19 protein-coding genes are annotated in these 20,944 nt (G+C 68.6%); 3 read left to right on the plus strand and 16 right to left on the minus strand.

Annotation, left to right across the window (positions count from 1 at the left end; all coding sequences use genetic code 11):
• The first annotated feature begins 28 nt into the window (after positions 1-28).
• Entirely contained in the window at positions 29-934 is a 906-nt protein-coding gene (gene rsgA / locus CDO81_RS10445) for a ribosome small subunit-dependent GTPase A (protein ID WP_088483152.1), read from the plus strand.
• Complete coding sequence (locus CDO81_RS10450; protein WP_088483153.1) at positions 934-1,611, plus strand: DUF3047 domain-containing protein; 678 nt, start codon at positions 934-936, stop codon at positions 1,609-1,611. Before rsgA ends, CDO81_RS10450 begins: the two co-directional genes overlap by 1 nt.
• 1 nt (position 1,612) lies before the next feature.
• On the opposite strand, the gene CDO81_RS10455 is transcribed toward CDO81_RS10450, so the two are convergent.
• The 6 genes from CDO81_RS10455 to CDO81_RS10480 all read right to left on the minus strand — a co-directional run bounded on the left by CDO81_RS10455 (position 1,613) and on the right by CDO81_RS10480 (position 8,142).
• Positions 1,613-1,888, minus strand: coding sequence for a hypothetical protein (locus CDO81_RS10455; RefSeq protein ID WP_088483154.1), 276 nt, complete (start codon positions 1,886-1,888; stop codon positions 1,613-1,615).
• Positions 1,889-1,907: 19 nt separating this feature from the next.
• On the minus strand, positions 1,908-2,633 hold the full coding sequence (locus CDO81_RS10460) for an SDR family oxidoreductase (protein WP_088483155.1): 726 nt from the start codon (positions 2,631-2,633) through the stop codon (positions 1,908-1,910).
• 5 nt (positions 2,634-2,638) lie between these two features.
• The gene (locus CDO81_RS10465) at positions 2,639-3,586 is read right to left on the minus strand and encodes a CsgG/HfaB family protein (RefSeq protein ID WP_158218239.1); all 948 of its coding nucleotides are present in this window, start codon (positions 3,584-3,586) and stop codon (positions 2,639-2,641) included.
• A gap of 97 nt (positions 3,587-3,683) precedes the next feature.
• A complete protein-coding gene (locus CDO81_RS10470) occupies positions 3,684-6,044 on the minus strand; it encodes a penicillin acylase family protein (RefSeq protein WP_088483157.1) in 2,361 nt (786 codons plus the stop codon).
• Complete coding sequence (locus tag CDO81_RS10475; RefSeq protein ID WP_088483158.1) at positions 6,044-6,832, minus strand: SDR family oxidoreductase; 789 nt, start codon at positions 6,830-6,832, stop codon at positions 6,044-6,046. Before CDO81_RS10475 ends, CDO81_RS10470 begins: the two co-directional genes overlap by 1 nt.
• A 194-nt stretch (positions 6,833-7,026) precedes the next feature.
• Positions 7,027-8,142 (minus strand): ABC transporter substrate-binding protein, encoded by a 1,116-nt coding sequence (locus CDO81_RS10480; RefSeq protein ID WP_241516949.1) that lies wholly within the window; start codon positions 8,140-8,142, stop codon positions 7,027-7,029.
• A 192-nt stretch (positions 8,143-8,334) separates the two neighbouring features.
• On the opposite strand from CDO81_RS10480, the gene CDO81_RS10485 reads away from it, so the two are divergent.
• Positions 8,335-9,966, plus strand: a complete 1,632-nt coding sequence (locus CDO81_RS10485) for a sensor histidine kinase (protein ID WP_088483159.1) — start codon at positions 8,335-8,337, stop codon at positions 9,964-9,966.
• Here CDO81_RS10485 and CDO81_RS10490 read toward each other — a convergent pair.
• The 10 genes from CDO81_RS10490 to CDO81_RS10535 all read right to left on the minus strand — a co-directional run bounded on the left by CDO81_RS10490 (position 9,960) and on the right by CDO81_RS10535 (position 20,913).
• Positions 9,960-10,157 carry a hypothetical protein gene (locus tag CDO81_RS10490; RefSeq protein WP_088483160.1) on the minus strand — a complete coding sequence of 66 codons (198 nt, stop codon included), beginning with the start codon at positions 10,155-10,157 and terminating at the stop codon, positions 9,960-9,962. The genes CDO81_RS10485 and CDO81_RS10490 overlap by 7 nt on opposite strands.
• Before the next feature lie 55 nt (positions 10,158-10,212).
• Entirely contained in the window at positions 10,213-11,706 is a 1,494-nt protein-coding gene (gtfA, locus tag CDO81_RS10495; RefSeq protein WP_088483161.1) for a sucrose phosphorylase, read from the minus strand.
• Positions 11,703-13,007 carry an MFS transporter gene (locus CDO81_RS10500; RefSeq protein WP_088483162.1) on the minus strand — a complete coding sequence of 435 codons (1,305 nt, stop codon included), beginning with the start codon at positions 13,005-13,007 and terminating at the stop codon, positions 11,703-11,705. Before CDO81_RS10500 ends, gtfA begins: the two co-directional genes overlap by 4 nt.
• Entirely contained in the window at positions 13,004-13,897 is an 894-nt protein-coding gene (locus tag CDO81_RS10505; RefSeq protein WP_088483163.1) for a PfkB family carbohydrate kinase, read from the minus strand. The genes CDO81_RS10500 and CDO81_RS10505 overlap by 4 nt, the downstream gene beginning before the upstream one ends.
• An 11-nt stretch (positions 13,898-13,908) precedes the next feature.
• On the minus strand, positions 13,909-16,227 hold the full coding sequence (locus CDO81_RS10510) for a TonB-dependent receptor (protein ID WP_088483164.1): 2,319 nt from the start codon (positions 16,225-16,227) through the stop codon (positions 13,909-13,911).
• Between the two features lie 245 nt (positions 16,228-16,472).
• Entirely contained in the window at positions 16,473-17,540 is a 1,068-nt protein-coding gene (locus tag CDO81_RS10515) for a LacI family DNA-binding transcriptional regulator (protein WP_088483165.1), read from the minus strand.
• Between the two features lie 128 nt (positions 17,541-17,668).
• A complete protein-coding gene (locus tag CDO81_RS10520; RefSeq protein ID WP_088483166.1) occupies positions 17,669-19,348 on the minus strand; it encodes an MFS transporter in 1,680 nt (559 codons plus the stop codon).
• A gap of 184 nt (positions 19,349-19,532) precedes the next feature.
• Positions 19,533-20,192 carry a 2-hydroxychromene-2-carboxylate isomerase gene (locus tag CDO81_RS10525; RefSeq protein ID WP_088483167.1) on the minus strand — a complete coding sequence of 220 codons (660 nt, stop codon included), beginning with the start codon at positions 20,190-20,192 and terminating at the stop codon, positions 19,533-19,535.
• On the minus strand, positions 20,189-20,413 hold the full coding sequence (locus tag CDO81_RS10530) for a DUF1289 domain-containing protein (protein ID WP_088483168.1): 225 nt from the start codon (positions 20,411-20,413) through the stop codon (positions 20,189-20,191). Before CDO81_RS10530 ends, CDO81_RS10525 begins: the two co-directional genes overlap by 4 nt.
• Positions 20,410-20,913, minus strand: a complete 504-nt coding sequence (locus tag CDO81_RS10535; protein ID WP_088483169.1) for a YbaK/EbsC family protein — start codon at positions 20,911-20,913, stop codon at positions 20,410-20,412. Before CDO81_RS10535 ends, CDO81_RS10530 begins: the two co-directional genes overlap by 4 nt.
• Positions 20,914-20,944 lie beyond the last annotated feature (31 nt).

A 20,944-nucleotide genomic window follows, 5' to 3' on the forward strand; every position in this document is an offset into this window, starting at 1 on the left:
CGACGACGCCGTTGATCGAGAGGCTTGGATGAGCCGTTTCAGCAATCTGGACCTAGGGCTCGTCGTGCGCGGCCATGGTCGCCACTACATCGTGGAGGACGCCGACGGCCGGCGCTTCGTCTGCCACCCTCGGGGCAAGAAGAGCGACGCCGTCGTGGGCGACCAGGTGCGCTTTGCCGAGGCCAGCGCCGATGAAGGTGTCATCGAAGCGGTGGAGCCGCGCCGCAACCTGCTGTACCGGCAGGACGAGTGGAAGACCAAGAGCTTCGCCGCCAACCTCGACCAACTGCTCGTACTGGTGGCGGTGGAGCCGGTGTTCAGTGAAAGCCAACTGGCGCGCGCATTGATCGCGGCCGAATCGGCCGGCATCCGCACCGCCATCGCGCTGAACAAGACCGACCTGCCCGGCGCCGACGCCGCCCGTGACCGCCTCGCGGCCTACCGCGCCATGGGGCTGACCGTGTTCGAAGTGGCCCTGAAGGCCGACCCCGAGGGCTCGCGCGCCACGCTGTCGCCCTGGCTCGCCGGGCAGCGCAGTTTCGTGCTGGGCCCGAGCGGCACTGGCAAGAGCACGCTGATCAACCTGCTGGTGCAAAACGCGCAGGCCCAGGTCGGCGAGATCTCCCAGGCGCTGAATTCCGGCCGCCACACCACCACCACCACGCAGTGGTACTGGACCGACGACTCGCGCACCACGGCGCTGATCGACTCCCCGGGTTTCCAGGAATTCGGCCTGCGCCAGATCGATGCGGCCGAGCTCTGGCGCTACATGCCCGACCTGCGCGAACACGCCCACTGCCGCTTCCACAACTGTTCACATGTTCACGAACCGGGCTGCGGCGTGCGGGATGCCGTCGAGCAAGGCTTGATCAACCCGAGCCGCTACCGTATCTACGGCGAGATCCTCGAAGAACTCCAACGCAAGACCTGGTAATGCGCCGATGGCTCCACCTTTGCGCGCTGGCCGTGCTGGCCGGCTGCGCCACCTCCACCCCGCCGCCGCCCACGGCCGATGGCTGGCAGCCGCTGGCCCTGCCGGGCAAGGCGCTCACCCGTTACAGCTGGACGGAAAAGGACGGCCGCCCGGCGCTGGAGGCCACCTCTGAGCGCTCCGCCAGCATCTGGCGCAAGCGGCTGGAGCCGGCGTTGACGTCGGTGCGTGAAGTGCGCTTCTCGTGGTGGGTGCAGCACCTGATCCCAGGCGCCAACGTGTCGGAGGTGGACCACGAGGACGCGGTCGCGCGGGTGATCTTCGGCTTCGGGGGCGACATCGACAGCCTGCCGATGCGCACCCGCATGAAGTTCGAGCTGGCCCAGGCCCTGACCGGTGAGGCCCCGCCCTATGCCACGCTGATGTACGTCTGGGACAGCAAGCTGCCCGTGGGCACCGTGGTCATCAACCCGCGCAGCGACCGCATCCGCAAGATCGTCGTCGACTCCGGCCCGGCCGAACTGCGCCGCTGGCGCGACCACCGCCGCGATCTGGCCGCCGACTTCCGGCTGGCTTTCGGCGAGGAACCCGGCCCCCTGCAGTCGATGGCCGTGATGACCGACAGCGACAACAACCGCGGCTCGGCCCGCACCTGGTACGGGCCGGTGGAGCTGGACTAGCTCAGCGCTGCTCGGGCGCACGCAGGGGCAGCGGTGCCGGCGTGCCCGCCTCAGGCACTTCACGCGCCTCCACGTCGACCACCTCGCCAGACGGTTCTCGCCGGCCGGCCCAGGGGTTCTTGTTGACGCGGAACTGCAGGTTGGGCTTGCGGCCGGTCAGCAGGCGCACCACCAGGAAGAGGACGAACGCCAACACGGCGATCAGGAAAAGACCGAGGCCGACGATGGCCCCGGCGATGACCACGAGCAGGCGGATCAGCGAGCGGAACAACTTCATGCCGCCATTGTGGCGGGCTTCAGCCGCGGCCGACGAAAGGCATGCTGGTGGCCATGACGGTCATGGTCTGCACATTGGCCGAGAGCGGCAGGCTGGCCATGTAGACCACGGCACGGGCCACGTCCTCGACATCCATGCGCGGCTCCACCGCCAGCTGGCCGTTGGCCTGAGGCATGCCACGGGCCATCTTCTCGGTCATGTCGGTGGCGGCATTGCCGATGTCGATCTGGCCGCAGGCGATGTCGAAGGCCCGGCCGTCCAGGCTCAGCGACTTGGTGAGCCCGGTGATGGCGTGCTTGGTCGACGTGTAGGGCGCCGAGAAGGGTCGCGGCGCATGCGCCGAGATGGAGCCGTTGTTGATGATGCGGCCGCCCCGCGGCGTCTGCGCCTTCATCAACGCGAACGCCGCGCGGGCGCACAGGAAGCTGCCGGTGAGGTTGGTGTCGACCACCGCCCGCCACTGCGCCACCGACAGCTCGTCGATGGGCACGCCGATGGCACTGATGCCGGCGTTGTTGAACAGCAGGTCGAGCCGCCCGAAGCGCTGCTTGAGCGCCTGGAAGGCGGCATCGACCTGGGCTTCGTCGGTCACGTCAGCCGGCAGGTGCAGGGCCTCGGGCAGGGTCTCCTGCAACGGCGCCTCGCGCCGGCCCAGCAGGGCCAGCGTCCAGCCCTCGCGCGCCAGCGCGCGCGCCACGGCCCGGCCGATGCCCGAGCCCGCGCCGGTGACGAGCGCGACCTTCATGGCGCTCAACGACCGATGGGCATGACGAGGGTGCGCTGCACCCAGCCGCTGAAGTTGGCAGCGTCGACCTTGACGAAGCCGTCCTTCACCTCACCCGTGGCGACGAGTTCGTCGCTGCGGTTCAGCGTGGCCACCACCTTGCTGTCGCGCGAGGGGCTGGCGTAGGCCTTCACGTTGGAAATCTTGGCGGCGAGCATCTGGCCGGCCGGGATGGGCGCGGCGGCCTGGGTGGAGCCGGCGGCATTCGCGTCGCCCGAGGCGCTGCCCGTGCGGATGAGGCTTTCCTGGTCGCGGATGGCCAGCACGATCTTGTTGTAGTTGTCCAGGAAGCTGGCCGCGATGAGCTTGCCCTCGGCGGTGCTGGTGTAGCCGCCCAGGCCCCCGACCGCGCCGCCCCCGAAGCCCCAGCCGCCAATGGAGAAGTCCATCTTGCTGGCCTTGCCTTCGGCCGCGGCCACCTGGATGCTGGAGCGCACGTCGGCCAGCAGCAGGCTGGTGGAGGCGTCCTTGAATTTCAGGCCGCCGGCGATGGCGCCGATGATGCCCAGCTTGCCGCCCAGGAAGCCGCCGATGCCGCCGCTGGTGTTGGCGCCGATCTGCACATTGGGCGTCATGACAAAGTCGGCCGCCTGCATCTGGCCCTTGCCGATGTTCGATTCCTGGCGCATCTCGCCAGCCGCCGCCAGCGAGCGCTCCTGCTGGATGTTCTGCATGGCCTGGCCACGCTCGACCACATCAAAGCAGCCCGATTGCTGCACCATCATGCGAAGCAACGAGGCCGGCGACCCCAGGCCGTATTGAGACAGGTAGTTCCAGCCGTTCTGCGGCTCGGCCACGGCCAGGACACCCATCTTCTTGTTGCACTTCTCGACAGTGGAGCCCGCCTCCTCGGCGCGGGCCCCCATCGAAGCGGCCAGGCCGGCCACCACCAGTGCGCACAGGGTCTTGTTCATCTCTGCAGTCCTCCAGTTGATTCGCAGCAAGCCCGGCATTGTGCCCAGGCCATGGGTCTTGGCGCATCCACAGCCCACCGGTCCGGTGTCGCCGGGATCAGGGGCGCAAGGCCAGCCGGTGCACCGTCTCTCCAGGCAGGAAGGGCAAGGGTTCGCCGGCCAGCCATGCGGCGTGATCGCCCCGGTAGAACGGCGACATCGGATGCCCGCTCTGCCCGCCCGGAATGACCAGGATGCCGCGCTCTTCATGCCCCGGGGAGACCACCATGCGCTCGCTCTGGCCGTGGCCATGGTTGTGCACCCGTGGCATGTGGCTGTCGCCCGCCATGCCCTGCGAGGCCTGATCCAGCCAGCCGGACAAGGCGGGCACCGCCAGGCTCAGCGGGTGGCGCATGCTGGTCGGGTTGTCGGCGCCCCAGGTCGCGGCGGCCAGGCTGCCGTACTTGCGCAGCAGCTCCTGGCGGCTGTCCAGCACGGCGCGCTGCAGCAACTCGGGCCAGGTCTTGAATGCAGCCGGCAGCGTGTCAGGCCGCGCCGCCTGGATCAAGGCCCAGCCGGGGTTCTCGGGCACCATCTTCAGGTCGCTGAGCTTCAGGCCCTGCGCTTCGAGCATGCCGGCCAAGGGTGCGAAGAGGGACTTCAGCGCCTGCAGCCGGAAGCTGCGCAGCAGCAGGTAGCCCACCGCGTCTGGCCGCGCGGCGTCCGAGCTCTTCTCGATCTCGGCGCGGTAGTCGGCCAGGCCGTGCGCCGCCACGAACTCGGGCGTCAGCACGCGGGTGAGCAGCAGCTCGCGCCAGCGCTGGTGGAAGAGCGCGCGGTGATCGAGCTGGATGGCGTGAAGCCCGGCTTCGTCCAGGCGCTCCTGCGCCCGCAACGCATCGCGGATCTGCTGACCGCGCGCGCCCACGTCCCAACCGCCGTTGCCCATCAGCTTCATGGCCGCGCCGCCCACCATGCGCGAGTTGGCCGTCCAGAGCCGGCCATCGGCCGGGTCGACGATGCGGGGCTGCTCGGCGGCAGGCAGATAGCCCTGCCAGCGCGAGCGACCGTCGCTCCAGTCCTGCGGCAGGTCCATGTCGTCGGTGCCCACGCGCCGCGGCATCGCGCCGATGACCGTCCAGGCGATGCGCCCGGTCTCGTCTGCCACCAGCAGGTTCTGCGCCGGCATGCCCGCGCCGGCCGCCAGTTGCACGGCGTCATCCACGGTCACCGCGGTTTCCATGTGCATCAGGCGCAGGTTCATGCCCTCGCGGTCGTGGGCCACCCAGCGCAGCGCATAGGCCTCGCCCGCAGGCGCCTTCTGCGGCAGCACCGGCCCCCATTCGCTTTCGAGCACGACGTGGTCCACAGGCGCCTCACCCGCCACCTCGATGCGCTCGACCGCACGCTGCAGCGGTTTCTCGACACTGCCCGAGCGGTAGTGCGTGCCCGCGGCATTGAGCTTCAGGCGCACGACGTCGGCCCAGTCGGACGTGGTGTTGGTGAAGCCCCAGGCCACGTGGCCGTTGCTGCCGACCACCAGCAGCGGCGCCCCCGGCAGCGTCACGCCCGCCACGTCGTGGCTGCCGGCGGCGTCCTTCCAGCGCATGCGCGCCTTGAACCAGGTGCCGGGCGCCCGCAGGCCCAGGTGCATGTCGTCGGCCACGATGGCGCGGTTGTCGCTGCCATGCGCGGCAGCGACGGCGAAGTTGTTGCTGCCGATGTCGCGGGCATCACGCAGCTGGCAGTCGCTGCAGGCGGTGCGCGTGGTGCGCAGCGCGTCGGGCAGCGGGCTGGCCGGCACGGGTACGGCCGTCATGCGGCTGTCGTCCATGGCGGCCTGCCAGTCGGCGCTGTGCTGGGTCAGGAAGGCATACCAATCGGCGGGCACGGCGTCGTGCAACACCCCCATCGCGATGTCGTCCCGCCCCTGGGCGCCTTGCAGGTCCAGGTACATGCCATAGGCCACCAGCACGGTGTCGGCGGCCACCCAGGGCTGGGGTTGCTGGCGCAGCAGCAGGTATTCCGGTGGCCGGGCCGACAGCGCGGCCAAGCCCGCATTCACGCCGTTCACATAGGCGTCGAGCAAGGCGCGCTCGTCGGCCGGCAGGCCGGCAATGCCTTGTTCCGCGCGGTGGCGGAAGCGATGCGTGCGCCGCGCCTTGTCCAGCGGCAGCGCCTTCGGGCCGACCAGCGCTGACAGCTCGCCCGCGGCATTGCGGCGCATCAGGTCCATCTGGAAGAAGCGCTCCTGCGCATGCACATAGCCCAGCGCCCGCGCGACATCGAGGCGGTTCTCGGCCGTGACCGTGACGTAGCCGCGCGCGTCGCGCTGCACCTCGGCCGGCGCGCTGAGCGCGGCCAGGGCGCGGTCACCGTCCAGCGGCGCCAGGCTGGCGCGCAGCAGCAGCCACAGCGCCAGGGCCAGCAGCAGGACGAGCAGCAGCAGGCCACCCAGGATGCGTTTGAGCCAGGTCATCAGAAGGTCCCGGGATAGCTGCCGCCGTCCAGCAGGATGTTCTGGCCGGTCAGGTAGCTGGCCTGCGCACTGCAGAGCATGGCGCAGACCGCACCGAACTCGGCAGCAGTGCCGAAGCGCTGAGCGGGGATGGCCGCGCGGCGACGGGCTGCCACTTCATCGACGGGCTGCCCCGTCTTGGCGGCACCCGCGGCCATGGTCTTCTTCAGGCGGTCGGTGTCGAAGGCGCCGGGCAGCAGGTTGTTGAGGGTCACGTTGGCCCCGGCCAGTCGCGGCTGGCGCGCGAGGCCGGCGACAAAGCCGGTCAGGCCCGAGCGCGCCCCATTGGACAGGCCAAGCACATCGATCGGGGCCTTGACCGCACCCGAGGTGATGTTGACGATGCGGCCGAAGCCGCGCGCCGCCATGCCGTCCACGGTCGCCTTGATCAGCTCGATGGGCGTGAGCATGTTCGCCTCAAGTGCCGCCAGCCACTGCTCGCGGCCCCAGTCGCGGAAGTCGCCCGGCGGCGGGCCGCCCGCGTTGTTGACCAGGATGTCCACCTGCGGGCAGGCCGCCAGCGCCGCGGCGCGCCCTTCGGGTGTGGCGATGTCGCCCACCACGGCACGCACCTCCACGGCTGGGTTCAAGGCCCGCAGCGCCGCCGCCGTGGCCAGCAGATCCGTCTCGCCCCGCGCGGTGATGACGACATTCACGCCCTCACCCACCAGCGCCTCGGCGCACCCGCGCCCCAAGCCCTTGCTCGCCGCGCACACCAGCGCCCAGCGCCCCGTCAATCCAAGATCCATCGCAAGCTCCAACAAAAATGCGGCCGTGCCAGGCACGCCGCATCATCGCGCGAGTTCAACACCCGCCCCATCGCAACAACCGCAGCGCGCTTGGCGCCGCTGCCCCTCAAGCGGCTTGCGCGGATCCGGCTCCGCCGGTCCGCCGCAAGCGCCCCCTTGAGGGGGCGGCCGTCAGGCCGTAGGGGGTGGGCTGATCACCTCCAGAACTTGCCATCGGGCCCGACGATGGACACGTCGGTGAACTCCAGGCCGTTGTGGTCCTTCTCGCCGTAGTGCACCTGCAGGCCGCCGAGGTCCACGCGCGCGGTCTCCAGCGCCTTGGTGAAGCCCTCGCGGGTGATCTCCTTGCCGTTGGTGCGCTTGAGCGTCTCCACCACCAGCTTGGCGGCGGCAAAGCCTTCAAGCTGGGCGGGCGTCAGCTCGGCCCGGCCGGCGGCCTTGGCCAGGCCCAGGGCCTCACGCACCAGTGGGTTGGCGGTGGAGCGCTCGTAGGGGAAGAGCTGCGTGACGATGGTGCCGCGCGCGTTCTCGCCAAGCTGCTTCACGAAGTCGCTCGACGCGTTGTTGGACAGCGTCGCGACATGCGCGGTGGAGCCGGCGGCGCGCAGGGCGTTGATGCCCTCGACGACGGCGTAGGCCGGGCCGATCAGCACGACGGCCTCGATGCCTGCCTTGGCAATGGCCTGCATCGTGGGGCCGAGATCCGGCTTGTTGCGGTCGTAGCGCAGGTGCGAGAGCGCCCGCAGCTTCGCCTCGTCCAGCCCCTTGATGGCGCCCTTGCCGGCGTCGTTGCCGAACTCGTCATTGACCTGGACGATGTTGATGCGCTTCACGCCGATGCCGGCCAGGTGCTTGACGGCCCGTTCGGCTTCCTTCTCGTAGCTGGCGCGCAGGTGGAAGACCCAGGGCTGCACCGGGTCGCGCAGGCTGGCCGCGCCGGTGGCCGGGGCGATCAGCGGCAGCTTGTTCTCCTTGAGGGCCGGCAACATGGCCTCGGTCGGGCCGGTGCCGCGGCTGAGGATCAGGGCCAGCACGCCTTGCGATGCCAGTGCCTTGGCGCCTGCCACGGCCAGCGCAGGTTGGTACTTGTCGTCCTGGGTCACCAGCTCGATGGTCTGGCCCTTGATGCCGCCCTGGGCATTGATGGCGTCGAAATAGAGCTTGGCGCCGTCGGCGCTCTCCTGCACGAGACCGGCCACCGGGCCCGAGAAGCCGGCCACCATGCCAATGCGCAAAGAGCCCTGAGCCCAGGCGCCACTCGAACCGATGCAGGCAGCGAACAATGCCGCCAGGCCAACCCAACGCTTCACTGTTTTTCTCCAGACCTAGCGCCCCACGGCGCGTTACAGGCGGCGGATTGTGGGGCCAGCCCCCCGGGCCTCGGGGGGGCTTGATCCCCGGGAAAAACCCGGCCCACCGGGTGTCTGAATGCGCATTTCCACCGCTTTTCACGGCCCTACACTCCGGCGGCGCACCCGCACGATCTGAGCGCTAGGCAAGCCATGCCCCAGCAACCCCTGCAGTCGACCGCCATCGCCGTGCCCCCTGTGGCCAGTCACCGTTTTGGCTGGCAGCGCAATTCCCTGACGTTCGCCGTGGTGCTGGCCCTGCTGCTCGGCCTGCTGCTGCCCACCACCGCCGTGTTGCTCTACGACGGGCAGAAGACGCGCGCCACCGCCATGGAGGACCTCAAGCGCGACCTCACCCGGGCGACCGAGGTGATGGCGCTGTCGCTGGCCGAGCCGGTCTGGCAGGTGTCACCCGACCTGGCCGATCCCATGGTCAAGGCGCAGATGGACGACCCGCGCTTCGTGTCGGTGCAGGTCACCGAGCCGGCGTCGTCCGCGCCATTTCTGTCGCAGCAGCGACTCGGCGACCCGGCAGACGCCGACCTCGTGCTCAGCCAGACCCGCCCCATCCAGCGTGACGGCCGCGAGATTGCCCAGCTCACCGTGCGCATGAGCGCTGCACCGCTGCTGCAGGCCAAGCAGGCCGAGGTGTGGCGCACCGTCTGGCGCAGCGGCCTGACGCTGACGCTGTCGCTCGTGCTGATGCTCTGGGTGCTGCAGCGCTATGTGCTGCGCCCGATGACCGAGCTGACCGGCGCGGCCGAGGCGCTGGCCGCGGGTCGTCTCGAACAGCCGTTGCGGGTGGGCGGCGCCGACGAGATCGCCCGCGTGGGGGTGGCCATGGAGCGCATGCGCCAGGCGCTGCTGTCGGCCTTCGAAGCCCTGCGCCAGCACAACCTGAACCTGGAAGAGACCGTCAACCAGCGCACCGCCGAACTCACCGCCAGCAATGCCGAACTGCACGAGGCACTCGATACGCTGCAGAAGGCGCAGCGCGAACTGGTGGAGTCTGAGAAGCTGGCGTCGCTGGGCCGCCTGGTGGCCGGCGTGGCTCACGAGCTGAACACGCCGCTGGGCAATGCGCTGACCGTGGTCTCGGCCCTGGACGACCGCTACAAGCAGCTGGAGGCCATGCTCAGCGGCGCGGCGCAACTGCGCCGCAGCACGCTGGAGGAGCTCGCGCGCGATACGCGGCGCGGCCAGGACATCCTGCAGCGCAATGTGCAAAAGGCCGCCGACCTGGTGCGCGACTTCAAGCAGGTGGCCATTGACCAGACCGCCGACCTGCGCCGCGACTTCGAGCTGGCCAAGGTGGTGGAGGACGTGCTCGTGATGGTGGAGCCGAGCTTCAAGCACACGCCCTACACCATCGACACCGACCTGTGCCGCGGCGTGATGATGAACAGCTACCCCGGCGCCCTCGGCCAGGTGCTGACCAACCTGCTGATGAACGCCCTGCTGCATGCCTTCGAGGGGCGTGCCGAGGGCCGTGTCGTGGTGCGCTGCGTGCCGGCTGACGGGACCGAGGTGGAGCTGAGCGTCAGCGATGACGGTCAAGGCATGGAGGAGTCGGTGCGGCGGCGCATCTTCGACCCCTTCTTCACGACCAAGCTCGGCACCGGCGGCTCGGGCCTGGGCATGCACATCGTGCACAGCATCGTGATCAACGTGCTGGGCGGGCAGATCGAGGTGAGGTCGACACCCGGCCAGGGCACGCAGATGCTGATGCGCCTGCCGCTGGTGGCGCCTCAGCGCACCGGCGGCGAGGCGTCAACCACTCACTGAGACGCGGCAGACGCGGGCGCTGCGACGCTGGCGGCAGAAGCTGCGGGCTCGACGGGCGCCGATGCCGCGGTGTCGTGGCCGCCAGCCACGTCATGCTTCTCGCCGGTCAGGTCGATGTTGCCGCCGCTCTTGGTGAGGATGAACAGGGCCAGGGCGGCAAAGGCGATGAAACCGACGACCAACTTCCACATGAGGGGATCTCCACAGATTGAAACTGTGGCGGATTGTGGAAGCGAAGGCTGACGCTCAACTGAAGGCGAACGCGCCCTGGCCGCCGGGCGTGCTGTAGGTCAGCGCGTGGGTGCTGGCGGCGAAATCCACCTGCAGCTCGGCCCAGTCGCCGCCCTGCGACCAGCGCAGGTGCAGGGCAGCGTCGCTGCTGTCCAGCAGCGTGAACTCACCCTGGAAGGCGGCGTGCTGGTTGCGCAGGCGGATCAGCTCGATCAGCCGCCGCACCACCGGCCGCTCGCAATCGCGGGCGATCTCGTCCTCGGTGTAGTAGTGGCGGTTGATGTCCCGGCCGACCTGGCTGCGGCCGAGCAGGTCCATGTCGTTGTGGCCGGCGAGCAGGCCAACGTAGTAGACCTGGGGCACACCCGGCAGGAAAAACTGGATGGCGCGTGCCAGCAAATAGGCCGTCTCGTCACGCCCCATGGCGTCGAAGAAGGTGCAGTTGACCTGGTAGAGGTCGAGATTGCTCGCGGCCGCGCCGGTGGCCTTGCGGCTCTGGCCCTGGCTGGCGGCGTGGATGCGCTCCACCAGTTCGTCGAGCTCCTGCGGCGGCACGAGGCCTGGGTGGGCGGCGCGGTCGCTCGCATCGGCACCGATGTCGATGATGCCGATGCCGTCGTGGGTGTCGAGCACCGTCAGCGCGTTCTTCGGCCGGATGGCCACCCAGCGCTTGAGGGCCGTCGCCGTGCGGAAGTTGAACGCATGCAGCACCAGCGGTGGCAGCGCGAAGTCATACACCCAGTCCACGCGCGCAGCGATCTCGATCTGGCGCTGGTAGTAGGAGTGGATCTCCACCAGCACCTCGATGCCCAGCGCCCTCGCCTCCTGCGCGAACTCGGCGATGAACTCGAAGGTCTCGGGCATCATGAAGCAGCTGTCGCCGGCCTTCTTGATCGCATAGCCGACCGCATCCAGTCGCACCATGCGGATGCCGTTGTCGGCAAAGGTGCGCAGGATGCCGGACAGGTACGCACGGCCCTGCGGGTGGTGAACGGCGATGTCGATCTGAGCGGCCGTGAAGGTCGTCCACAGAATGCGGCGCTCGCCGTTCTTGAGCGTGGCGTAGGTCAGCGGCAAGCCGGGTCGCGGGCGGTAGACGGCCAGCAGGTCGCGCTCGCTCGCGCCCTGCGGAAAGACGGCATCCAGCGTCAGGAAGAGACCCGCATAGGGCGACGCCTCGCCCTTCTCGGAGTAGTCGAGGAACTGCGGCGACTCGCTGGACATGTGATTGACGATGACGTCGGCCATCACGTCCACCACCTCGGTCAGCGACTTGATGTCGGCCCAGCCGCCCAGGCGGGGGTCGACCTGGGTGTGGTCGATGGGGTCGAAGCCGGCATCGGCGCCGTCGATCGCGTGGAAGAACGGCAGCAGGTGCACGCCGCCGAACACGCCCGCCAGCGGCGCGCCCGGCTCGGACACCAGGCGCTTGAGGCGCGCCAGGTCGGCACCGTCGCGCTGGCCTCCCAGGCGATCGACGTAGGTGATGAGCTGAACTTGATTCTTCATGTCGATTTCTCCGTGCGCACGCGCAACACGCACACCGCGGCCAAGGCCAGCAGCACGCCGGCCAAGCGGATGACGTTCTCAGGGCGGCCGCCGAGCAGGCTGTCGTAGAACAACGGCAGGGTCACGGCCTGGATGAGCATCGGGATCACGATGAACATGTTGAAGATGCCCATGTAGACCCCGGCACGCTCCGGCGGGATGCTGCCGGCCAGCAGCACATACGGATTGCCCATGATGGAACCCCAGGCCAGGCCGATGCCCACCATCGGCAGGAAGAGCAGCCAGCCCTCGCTGCGGATGCCCGGCAGCGCCCACATGCCCACTGCCGCCGCGAGCAGTGCAAACGCATGCACCCATTTCGCCCCCAGCCGCTTGGTGAAGGGCACCATCGCAAACGCCGCCACGAAGGCCACCGCGTTGTAGAAGCCGCCGACCTGGCCGTTGAGCAGCGCTGCATCCCGAAAGCCCGGGCTGTGCGGGTCGTCGGTGCCGAACACGGTCGCGGCCAGCGTGGGCACGATGTAGATCCAGTAGCACATCATTCCGTACCACTGGAAGAGCGCCATCCACCACAGCCGCCGCATCGTGGGCGGCATCTCACGCACGGCGCTCCAGATCTCGGCCAGCGCTGGCGTCAGGCCTCGGGGCAAGGCACGCAGGCGGGCCAGCTCCTGCGCCGGCAACGGCAGCTCGGGCACCTTGCGCACCGACCACCACACCGTGGTGAACGACAGCAGCGCACCGACGATGAAGGCCAGCGTGGTGACGACCGGGATACCGTTGGCCCCGAGCGCGTCCTTGTTCATGCCGAAGAACACCAGCAGGCTGGGCGTGAGGTAGGCCAGGGTCTGCGCCAACCCGGTGAACGAGGCCTGGGTCAGGAAGCCGGACGCATGCTGCTCCTCCCGCAGCCGGTCGCTGACATAGGCGCGGTAGGGCTCCATGGTCACGTTGTTGGCAGCGTCCAGGATCCACAGCAACCCCGCCGCGAACCACAGCGCCGGGCTGAACGGCATGGCCAGCAGGCCGAGCGAGCACAACAGCGCGCCGATCAGGAAGTACGGTGTGCGCCGACCCCAGCGGTGGGTCGTGCGGTCGCTCAGCGCACCGACGATGGGCTGCACCAGCAAGCCGGTGATGGGGCCGGCGAGCCACAGGTAGGGCAGGTCTTTGCCCTCGGCGCCGAGCATCTGGTAGATCGGGCTCATGTTGGCCTGCTGCAGGCCGAAGCTGAACTGGATGCCCAGGAAGCCGACGTTCATGTTCACGATCTGCGTGAACGAGAGATGGGGCTTGTTCATGCGTGAGCCTCTTCCGCGGGCAAGGCATGGAGCGCCTCGCGCCAGGGCGTGAGCCTGACAGGGTCGAGCGGCAGGGGGCCACGGACGCCGCAGATCATCGCGGCATAGCGGTTGGCAAGCGCGAGCGTGTCAGGCAGCTGGCGCCGCAGGGCCAGGCCCGCCAGCAGCATGGCCGTGAAGGCATCGCCCGCGCCGACGGTGTCGACCAGGGCCGGTTGCGGTACGCCCACCCCGCTCGACACGAGCTGCCCCTGCTCGCCATACATCGCATAGCCGGCTTCGCCGCGCGTGATCACGACACACTGCAGGGCGAAGCGGGCCATCAACCCGGCAAGGTCGGCCTCAAACCAGGCCTGCAGGCGATCGAGTTCGTCCTCGTTGATCTTGACCCAGTCGGCCAGCATCAGCGATTCGGCGGCCAGGGCCGGTGTATCGGTGCCCGGTCGCAGGTTCAGGTCGAGCAGCCGCAACCCCGGCGCACGCTTGACCGCGGCCCGGATTGCCGCGCGGGACGGCGCATGACGCTGCGCGAGGCTGCCGAAGTAGACGATGCCGGCCGCCGGGCCAGCCGGTGCTTCGAGATGGTCCCAGGCCGCGTCGGCATGGATCTCGAAGCGATGCCCGCCGCCCGCCGACTCATGCACGCTGACGCGGCCGGTGGCATGCCGGGCATCGCGCTGGATGCCCGCCACGTCCAAACCGAAGCGCACCGCGCTGTCGAGCACGAGGCGGCCGGCGGCATCGCCTTCACCGATGCGACTGATGAAGCGCACCGGCGCGCGCAGGGCCGCCAGCGAGCGCGCCACATTGAAGGGCGCGCCGCCCGCGACGTGGCCGTCGTGGAACTCGTCCACGAGGGCCTCGCCGATCACATGGACGAGGCTGGGCATGGCCACGCGCTTCAGAAGTTGTAGCGCAGGCTGGCCTTGACGGTGCGGCCCGTGTAGGCGCGCGCGGCACCCCGGCCATCATTGCTCTCGGTGTAGGCGATCTCGTTGAAGAGGTTGTTCGCGGCCAGCGTGAGCGTGGCCTTGGGCGTGAGGCTGTAGCTGACGAAGGCATTGACCACCGTGTAGGCCGGCAGCGTGATGGTCAGCGGACCGGTCGGGCCGTCGTCCTGGCTCTTGGTGGTGCCGACGATGCCGACACCAGCGGTCAGCTCGTCGCTGAAGCTCAGCGTGGGCGTGAGCTGGTAGACGATCTTGGCCTGGCGCTTGGGCGCACGGCCATCGGCCTGCTTGGCATCGGTGTAGGTCAGGCCGCCGAGCAGGCTCACCAGGCCGAAGCGCGCCGAGCCTTCCAGCTCCAGGCCCTTGCTGCGGTAGCTGTTGGCCTTGGCGACGATGGGCGTGGTGGTCACGTCCACGTTGACTTCGTCGGTCTTGGCATCGAACAGCGTGGCGAACAGGCTGTAGCCGTTGCCGCGAACCTTGACGCCGATCTCCGTCTGCTTGACCTTGTTGACCGGGATGGTCGTGCTCTTGCCGTTGACGAGGTTGGGGTTGTTGAAGAAGGTGATGCGGTCGGCGTTGTAGGCGGCGCCATCCGAATAGCGGGCGAACACCGACAGGTCCTTGTTCAGCTCGTAGTTGCCGCCCAGGGAGTAGGAGGTCCGGCCGAAGTCGTAGTCGATGACGTTGGGCTTGGTCAGGTCGTAGGCGACGCCGGCGTTGGACTGGTAGTAGTTGCCGCTGGCCTTGTTGTTGTCGCGGCGCAGGCTGACGTCGCCCGAGAAGGCGCCGGAGTCCAGGTTCAGCACCAGGTAGGGCGCATTGGTCGTGTACTTGCTGTCCTGGAAGTTGCTGCAGCAGCCACCGAAGCCGGGCGCGCCGTTGGTGACGCCGGGCACGTTGAGCACGCGAGCACCGCTTTGATCGGCCGAGAGCGAATACTGGTTGAAGTTCCAGGTCAGGTCGAGCTTCTGCACCGAGGTGTAGAGGCCGGCGACAGCGCTCAAACGGTTACCGGCGCCAAGGTCGAAGTCACGCGAGAACTTCAGGTCGTTGGCCAGCAGCCCGGCGTCATCGACCTTGGTGTTGAACACGACCGCGGTGAACTTGTTGCCGGTGTACACCTTGCCGGCGTCCGCACCCGTGGCGATGGTGGTGCCGGCCGGCGCGGCAGAGACGTCGTCACCCGGGAAGATGCCGATGAAGCGGCCGCTGTTCTTGCTCCAGCTGAACTTGTTCTGCAGGCGGAAGCCCCCGCCGGCATCCAGGCTCACGTCGGCACCGAAGGCGTCGCTCTTGGCCGACAGGCCGTCACGGATGTTGCTGAGCGCGCGGCCGTTGGTGTTGGTCAGCGTGTTGTCCAGCGGCCAGCCGGCGTTGTAGAAGGCGGTGCGGCGCGGGTCCAGGCCCGGGATCTCTTGAATGCTGCCATTCACGTAGCGCACCGGTGTGGGCATGAAGGTGGGCGTGTGGTCGTCCAGGTGCTTGAAGCTGAAGCGGAAGTAGTCCTTGCCCGAGAGTTCAAACGTGACGTTGCCGCGGATCTGGCCGCCGCTCTCCGCACCATCGGCCCCCTTGCGGCCGCCGTCGCCCACCCGGTAGAAGCCGCCGATGAAGAAGCGGGTCTTGGGTGCCAGCCGACCGCCGTAGCCGTAGTCGACGCGGGTCTGGTCGAAGTCCAGGCCCTTGGTCAGCTGGATGCTGCCGCCCTGCTCGATGCCGGTCTTGCTGATGAAGTTGATGATGCCGCCCGGGGCGCCCGTGGCCAGCGTGGACGCCGAGCCGCCGCGCACGACTTCCAGCCGCTCGAAGGCAGCGTCAGCCCGCATCCAGGTGTCAGGCGTCGCGAAGGCGATGTCGCCGAACTGCAGCACGGGCAGGCCATCTTCCTGGAACTGGATGTAGCGCGCGCCCCCGGCGGAGACCGGAATGCCGCGCACCGCGACGTTGGCATTGGACTCGCCGCCGCTGGCCTCGGCCCGGATGCCGGGCACGGCGCGGAGCACGTCGGTGGCGCTGGCGGCGGTCACCGCCGTGACACCCTCGCTCTCGATGGTCGAGATGGCGACGCTGCTGCGCATCTTGGACTTCGCGGTGGAAGTGCCGGTCACGACGACGGCATCGAGCTTGAGGCCGTCGGACTTGTCGGCCGGTGCGGCGGCCTCCTGGGCCTGCGCGCCCGCGCTCAGCAGCGCGACGGCGGCTGCCGCGAGTGCGTGATGGCGAAAGGCGCGCGCGCCGGAATGGATGTGCGAAAGGGAGCGGTCCATGCGTTGTCTCCAGGTTGTCTGTGTTCGGGCCTTCTGCGAGGCGGTGCGGCTGCTGGACCGCCAGCGCGATCCTTGTCCGTGCCGCCATTCTGCGCAATGCCGGATCGTTTTGCAATCGATTGCATTTCAGTAGAAGCCATTAGGCATTGGCGATACAAGGCACTTTTCAAACGCCGTTGAAAACGATAAACGCGAGCCTGCGTTGCCGTGAAGTGACTCGCCGCACCTGGGTGCGGCGAGCGGCTTCACGCGGCAGCGTCCGGCGCGCTTTGGCGCAACTTCAGGTAGACCGGCATGGTGCGTGGCCCGGAACGCTCGCCGCGCAACTGACCGAGCAACGCCTCCACCAGTTCGGCCCCGGCTTCGGCCACGGGCTGGTGCACGGTGGTCAGCGGCGGGTCACAGTAGGCCGCGAGCGGCATGTCGTCGTAGCCGACCAGGGCCACGTCCTCGGGCACGCTGCGGCCGGCAGCCCGTAGGCCCTGGATGGTCAGCAGCGCCAACACATCACTGCAGCAGACCACGGCGTCGAAATCGCGACGCGCCTGGCAGAACTCCCGCACGATGGCCGTCGCCACGCCCGGCTCGAACGGCGCAGCCAGCTCCAGCGCGGGCTCAGGCTGCAGGCCGGCTTCGGCCAGCGCCTGCACATAGCCCTGGCGGCGCAGCCAGACCTCGGGCAGGTGGGCGTCACCGATGAACGCGATGCGTCTCTTGCCCAGCGACAGCAGATGGCGCGCTGCAAGCAGCCCGCCCTGCACGTTGTCGCCACCCACGCTGCAGTAGAGCTGCTGCGGCATCTCGCCCCCCCACACCACCAGCGGCAACTTGCGGGCGGCCATCTCGTTGAGTTGGTCGTGATGGCGCCACTGGCCGATGAGAATGACACCGATCGCCTTGCCCGAGTCGAACCAGTGTGAGGCCAGGTCCAGGCGCTCGGCGTCCACACGAGACAGCAGCATGTCGTAGCCGCGGTCGGTCAGCGCGTCAGCGATGGAGCCGACGATGGACAGGAAGAAGGGGTCGGAGATGTGCTGGCGCGAGGCCGCATCAAAGGGCACGACGACGGCGACCGTCTTGTTCTCCTGCAGCCGCAGGTTGCGGGCACCGAAGTTGATGGAGTAGTTCAGCGACCGGGCCAGCTCGGCCACGCGCTGCCGCGTCTCGGCATTGACGAGCTCGCTGCCATTGAGGGCGCGCGACACCGTGGACACCGACACGCCCGCCAGGCGCGCGATGTCCACCATCTGCAAGCGGCGTTGCTCGCTGGCAGAGCCTGCCGGGGAATCGGAAGAACGTTTCGTTTTGACCATCCCTCAAATCGTCGCAGGCCGGGCAGGCCTCCACAAGCGGGTTACCCGGTGGACGAAAACAAGAAGGCCGGCTTGCGCCGGCCTTCCTTGCAGCTTGCGTGACAGGCAGCAAGCGCCGCCTGCGGGGGTCAGTCCTTGGCGTAGATGTCCACGTCCTTGGTCTCGCGCACGAACAGCATGCCGATGACCAGGCTCATCACCGCGATCACGATCGGGTACCAGAGGCCGTGATAGATGTTGCCGTTCTGGGCCACCATCGCGAAGGTGATGGAGGGCAGCATGCCGCCGAACCAGCCGTTGCCGATGTGGTACGGCAGGCTCATCGAGGTGTAGCGGATGCGGGTCGGGAACATCTCCACCAGCATGGCGGCGATCGGGCCATACACCATGGTCACGTACAGCACCAGGATGAACAGGATACCGACGACCATGGGCACGTTGGCCTTGGACATGTCGGCCTTGGCCGGGTAGCCGGCGGCCTTCAGGGCTTCAGCCAGGTCCTTCTTGAAGGCAGCGATGGCCTTGGTGCTGGCTTCGTCGAACTTGTGCTCGGTCAGCTTGGAGGCCGTCGGGACGGCGATCTCCTTCTCACCCACGCGCAGCACGGTCGGGGCGCCGGCTGCGGCTTCGACAGTCTCGGACGAAGCAGACGACTGGGCCAGTGCGCGCTTGGCGATGTCGCAGGCGCTGGTGAAGTCGACTTCACGCGCCCAGGGGCTGCCCTGGAAGGAGCAGCTGGCCGTGTTCGTGCTCAGCGTCACCTTGGAGGTGGCCTGGGCCTTGGCGAGATCGGGGTTGGCCGCCTCGGTCAGGGCCTTGAACAACGGGAAGTAGGTCAGCGCCGCGAGCAGCAGGCCGGCCATGATGATGGGCTTGCGGCCGATCTTGTCGGACAGCGTGCCGAACACCACGAAGAACGGCGTGCCCAGGATCAGCGAGATGGCGATCCAGATGTTGGCCGACGAGGCATCCACCTTCAGCACCGACGTCAGGAAGAACAGCGCGTAGAACTGGCCCGAGTACCAGACCACACCCTGACCCGCCACCAGGCCGAACAGGGCAAGCAGCACGATCTTCAGGTTCTTCCACTGGCCGAAGGATTCGGACAGCGGCGCCTTGGAGGTCTTGCCCTCGGCCTTCATCTTCTGGAAGGCCGGCGACTCGTTCATGGCCAGACGGATCCACACCGAGATGCCCAGCAGCAGGATGGACACGATGAAGGGCACGCGCCAGCCCCACTCGCCAAACTCCTTTTCACCCAGCGCCGTGCGGGTGCCCAGGATGACCATCAGCGACAGGAACAGGCCGAGCGTGGCCGTCGTCTGGATCCAGGACGTGTAGGCGCCACGCTTGCCGTGCGGCGCGTGTTCGGCCACGTAGGTGGCGGCACCACCGTACTCACCGCCCAGGGCCAGGCCTTGCAGCAGGCGCAGGCCGATCAGGATCACCGGCGCTGCCGCACCAATGGTCGCGTAGGTGGGCAGCACGCCGACGATGAAGGTCGACAGGCCCATGATCAGGATGGTGACCAGGAAGGTGTACTTGCGGCCGATCATGTCGCCCAGGCGGCCGAACACCAGCGCGCCGAAGGGCCGCACGATGAAGCCGGCGGCGAAGGCCATCAGGGACGCGATGAACGCAGCCTGAGGGTCCAGGCCCGCGAAGAACTGCTTGGCGATGATCGGCGCCAGCGAGCCATACAGGTAGAAGTCGTACCACTCGAACACCGTGCCCAGCGAGGACGCGAAGATGACCTTCTTCTCCTCTTTGGTCATCGGCGCGGCGGCCGTCGAAGTCGCAGTTGCCATGAAATGTCTCCGGTCAGTTGTCGGGCCGCCCCAGAGGCTTCCCTTGCCGTGACTATTCACACGACCTCTGACCGTGTTCTGACGCGAGTCTGAATCGAGACTGACAAACTCCGCAGGAACCCGGAGTCAGCATTTCTCAATGCGAGAGAAACAGGGCCTCACGGGTAAATCCCGAGCCTTGTCTTCAGTGCTTGCGGACGACGCCCGGCCGCGGCTGGCTCGCCGCTTCCCAGGCGCCGCTGCGGAACCACGGGTCGCCCGCCAGCGCCGCGCGCAACATGGGCAGCGCGTCCTGCCCCCAGAACAACCGCCCCTCGAAGACCACGGTCGGCACGCCGAAGACACCCAAGGCCAGCGCCGCCTCGGTCTCGCGGCGCAGCCGCTGCTTGACGGCGTCGCTCGACGGGTCCTGCTGCGGCGCGAGCCGCTCGCGCAGCGCGGCCAGGCGAGCCGCATCATTGGCATCGGCCCCGGCGCCGCGCCACACATGATGGAAGAGCTGCTCCACCACCCAGCGGCCGGGCGTGTCGCCGGGCTGGCCCTCCGGCGCCGCACAGGCCCAGGCCAGGCGCAGCAGCGGCAAGGGGTTGAAGGGATGCTCGGCCGGCGGGTCCAGCACCACACCCTGGGTGTGGGCCAGCCAGGCGACCTGGCGGAAGGTCCAGCGACGCTTGGCCTCGATCTCGGCCGGCCCCTTCTGCCCCAGCGCCTGCAGCAGGGCCGCGAACAGAATGGGGCGGTAGGTCACCTCCACACTGTGGCCAGCAAGTGCCTCGGGCAGGGCCTCAAAGCCCAGTGCCGCGTAGGGAGAGATCGGGTCGAAATAAAACGTCAGCTGCTTCATCGGGGCCCCTCGCCTGCCCCAGGCAGCGGCCCTAGCCAGCGACCGAGCCGCTGCATCTGCGCCTGGCGCGCCGGCAATTCAGCCATCACCTGCTGACGCCGTGACGCCGGCACGCTGCCCCAGCCGGCAATCTCATCCAGCCGGCGGGCGCAACCGCGGCACCAGCCGGTGGCCTCGTCCATCTCGCAGACGTTCACGCAGGGCGAGACGATGGGATTCATGCCTGCACCACGTCGATCACGGGCGCGCCGGTCAGCGCCTCCAGCTCGGCCGGCGTCAACTTGAAGACGCCGTTCGGATGCCCGGCTGCCGCCCAGATGATGTCGAAACGGAACAACTCGCGGTCGACAAACAGCTGCGGCGGCCCGAATCCTTCGGCCGGCGCAAATCCGGCCGGCGACACGCCCCCGATCGAGAAGCCGGTGCGCGCCTTCACGTAGTCGGCATCGGCCCGGCCGAGCGGCCCGGTGTGCGGCTTGAGCTTGGCCTCGTCCACGCGCTTGTCACCCGATGTGATGACCAGCACCGCCGCGTCGTCGGCCTTGCGCCGGAACACGACCGACTTCGCGATCTGCCCGAGCGTCACGCCCAGGGCATCGGCCGCCTCCTGGGCGGTGCGGGCGGCCACGTCGAGCCAGAGAGGTTCATGGGGGTGCGCGCGCTGTGCGAGCGCGGCACGGACGCGCTGGAAGCCTTCGGGGCGGGAGTCGATGTCTGCCATGGGCGCGATTGTCACGCGCCCCGGCCTCTCG

It is taken from the genome of Roseateles puraquae (assembly GCF_002205845.1).
Taxonomy (GTDB): Bacteria; Pseudomonadota; Gammaproteobacteria; order Burkholderiales; family Burkholderiaceae_C; genus Pelomonas; species Pelomonas puraquae.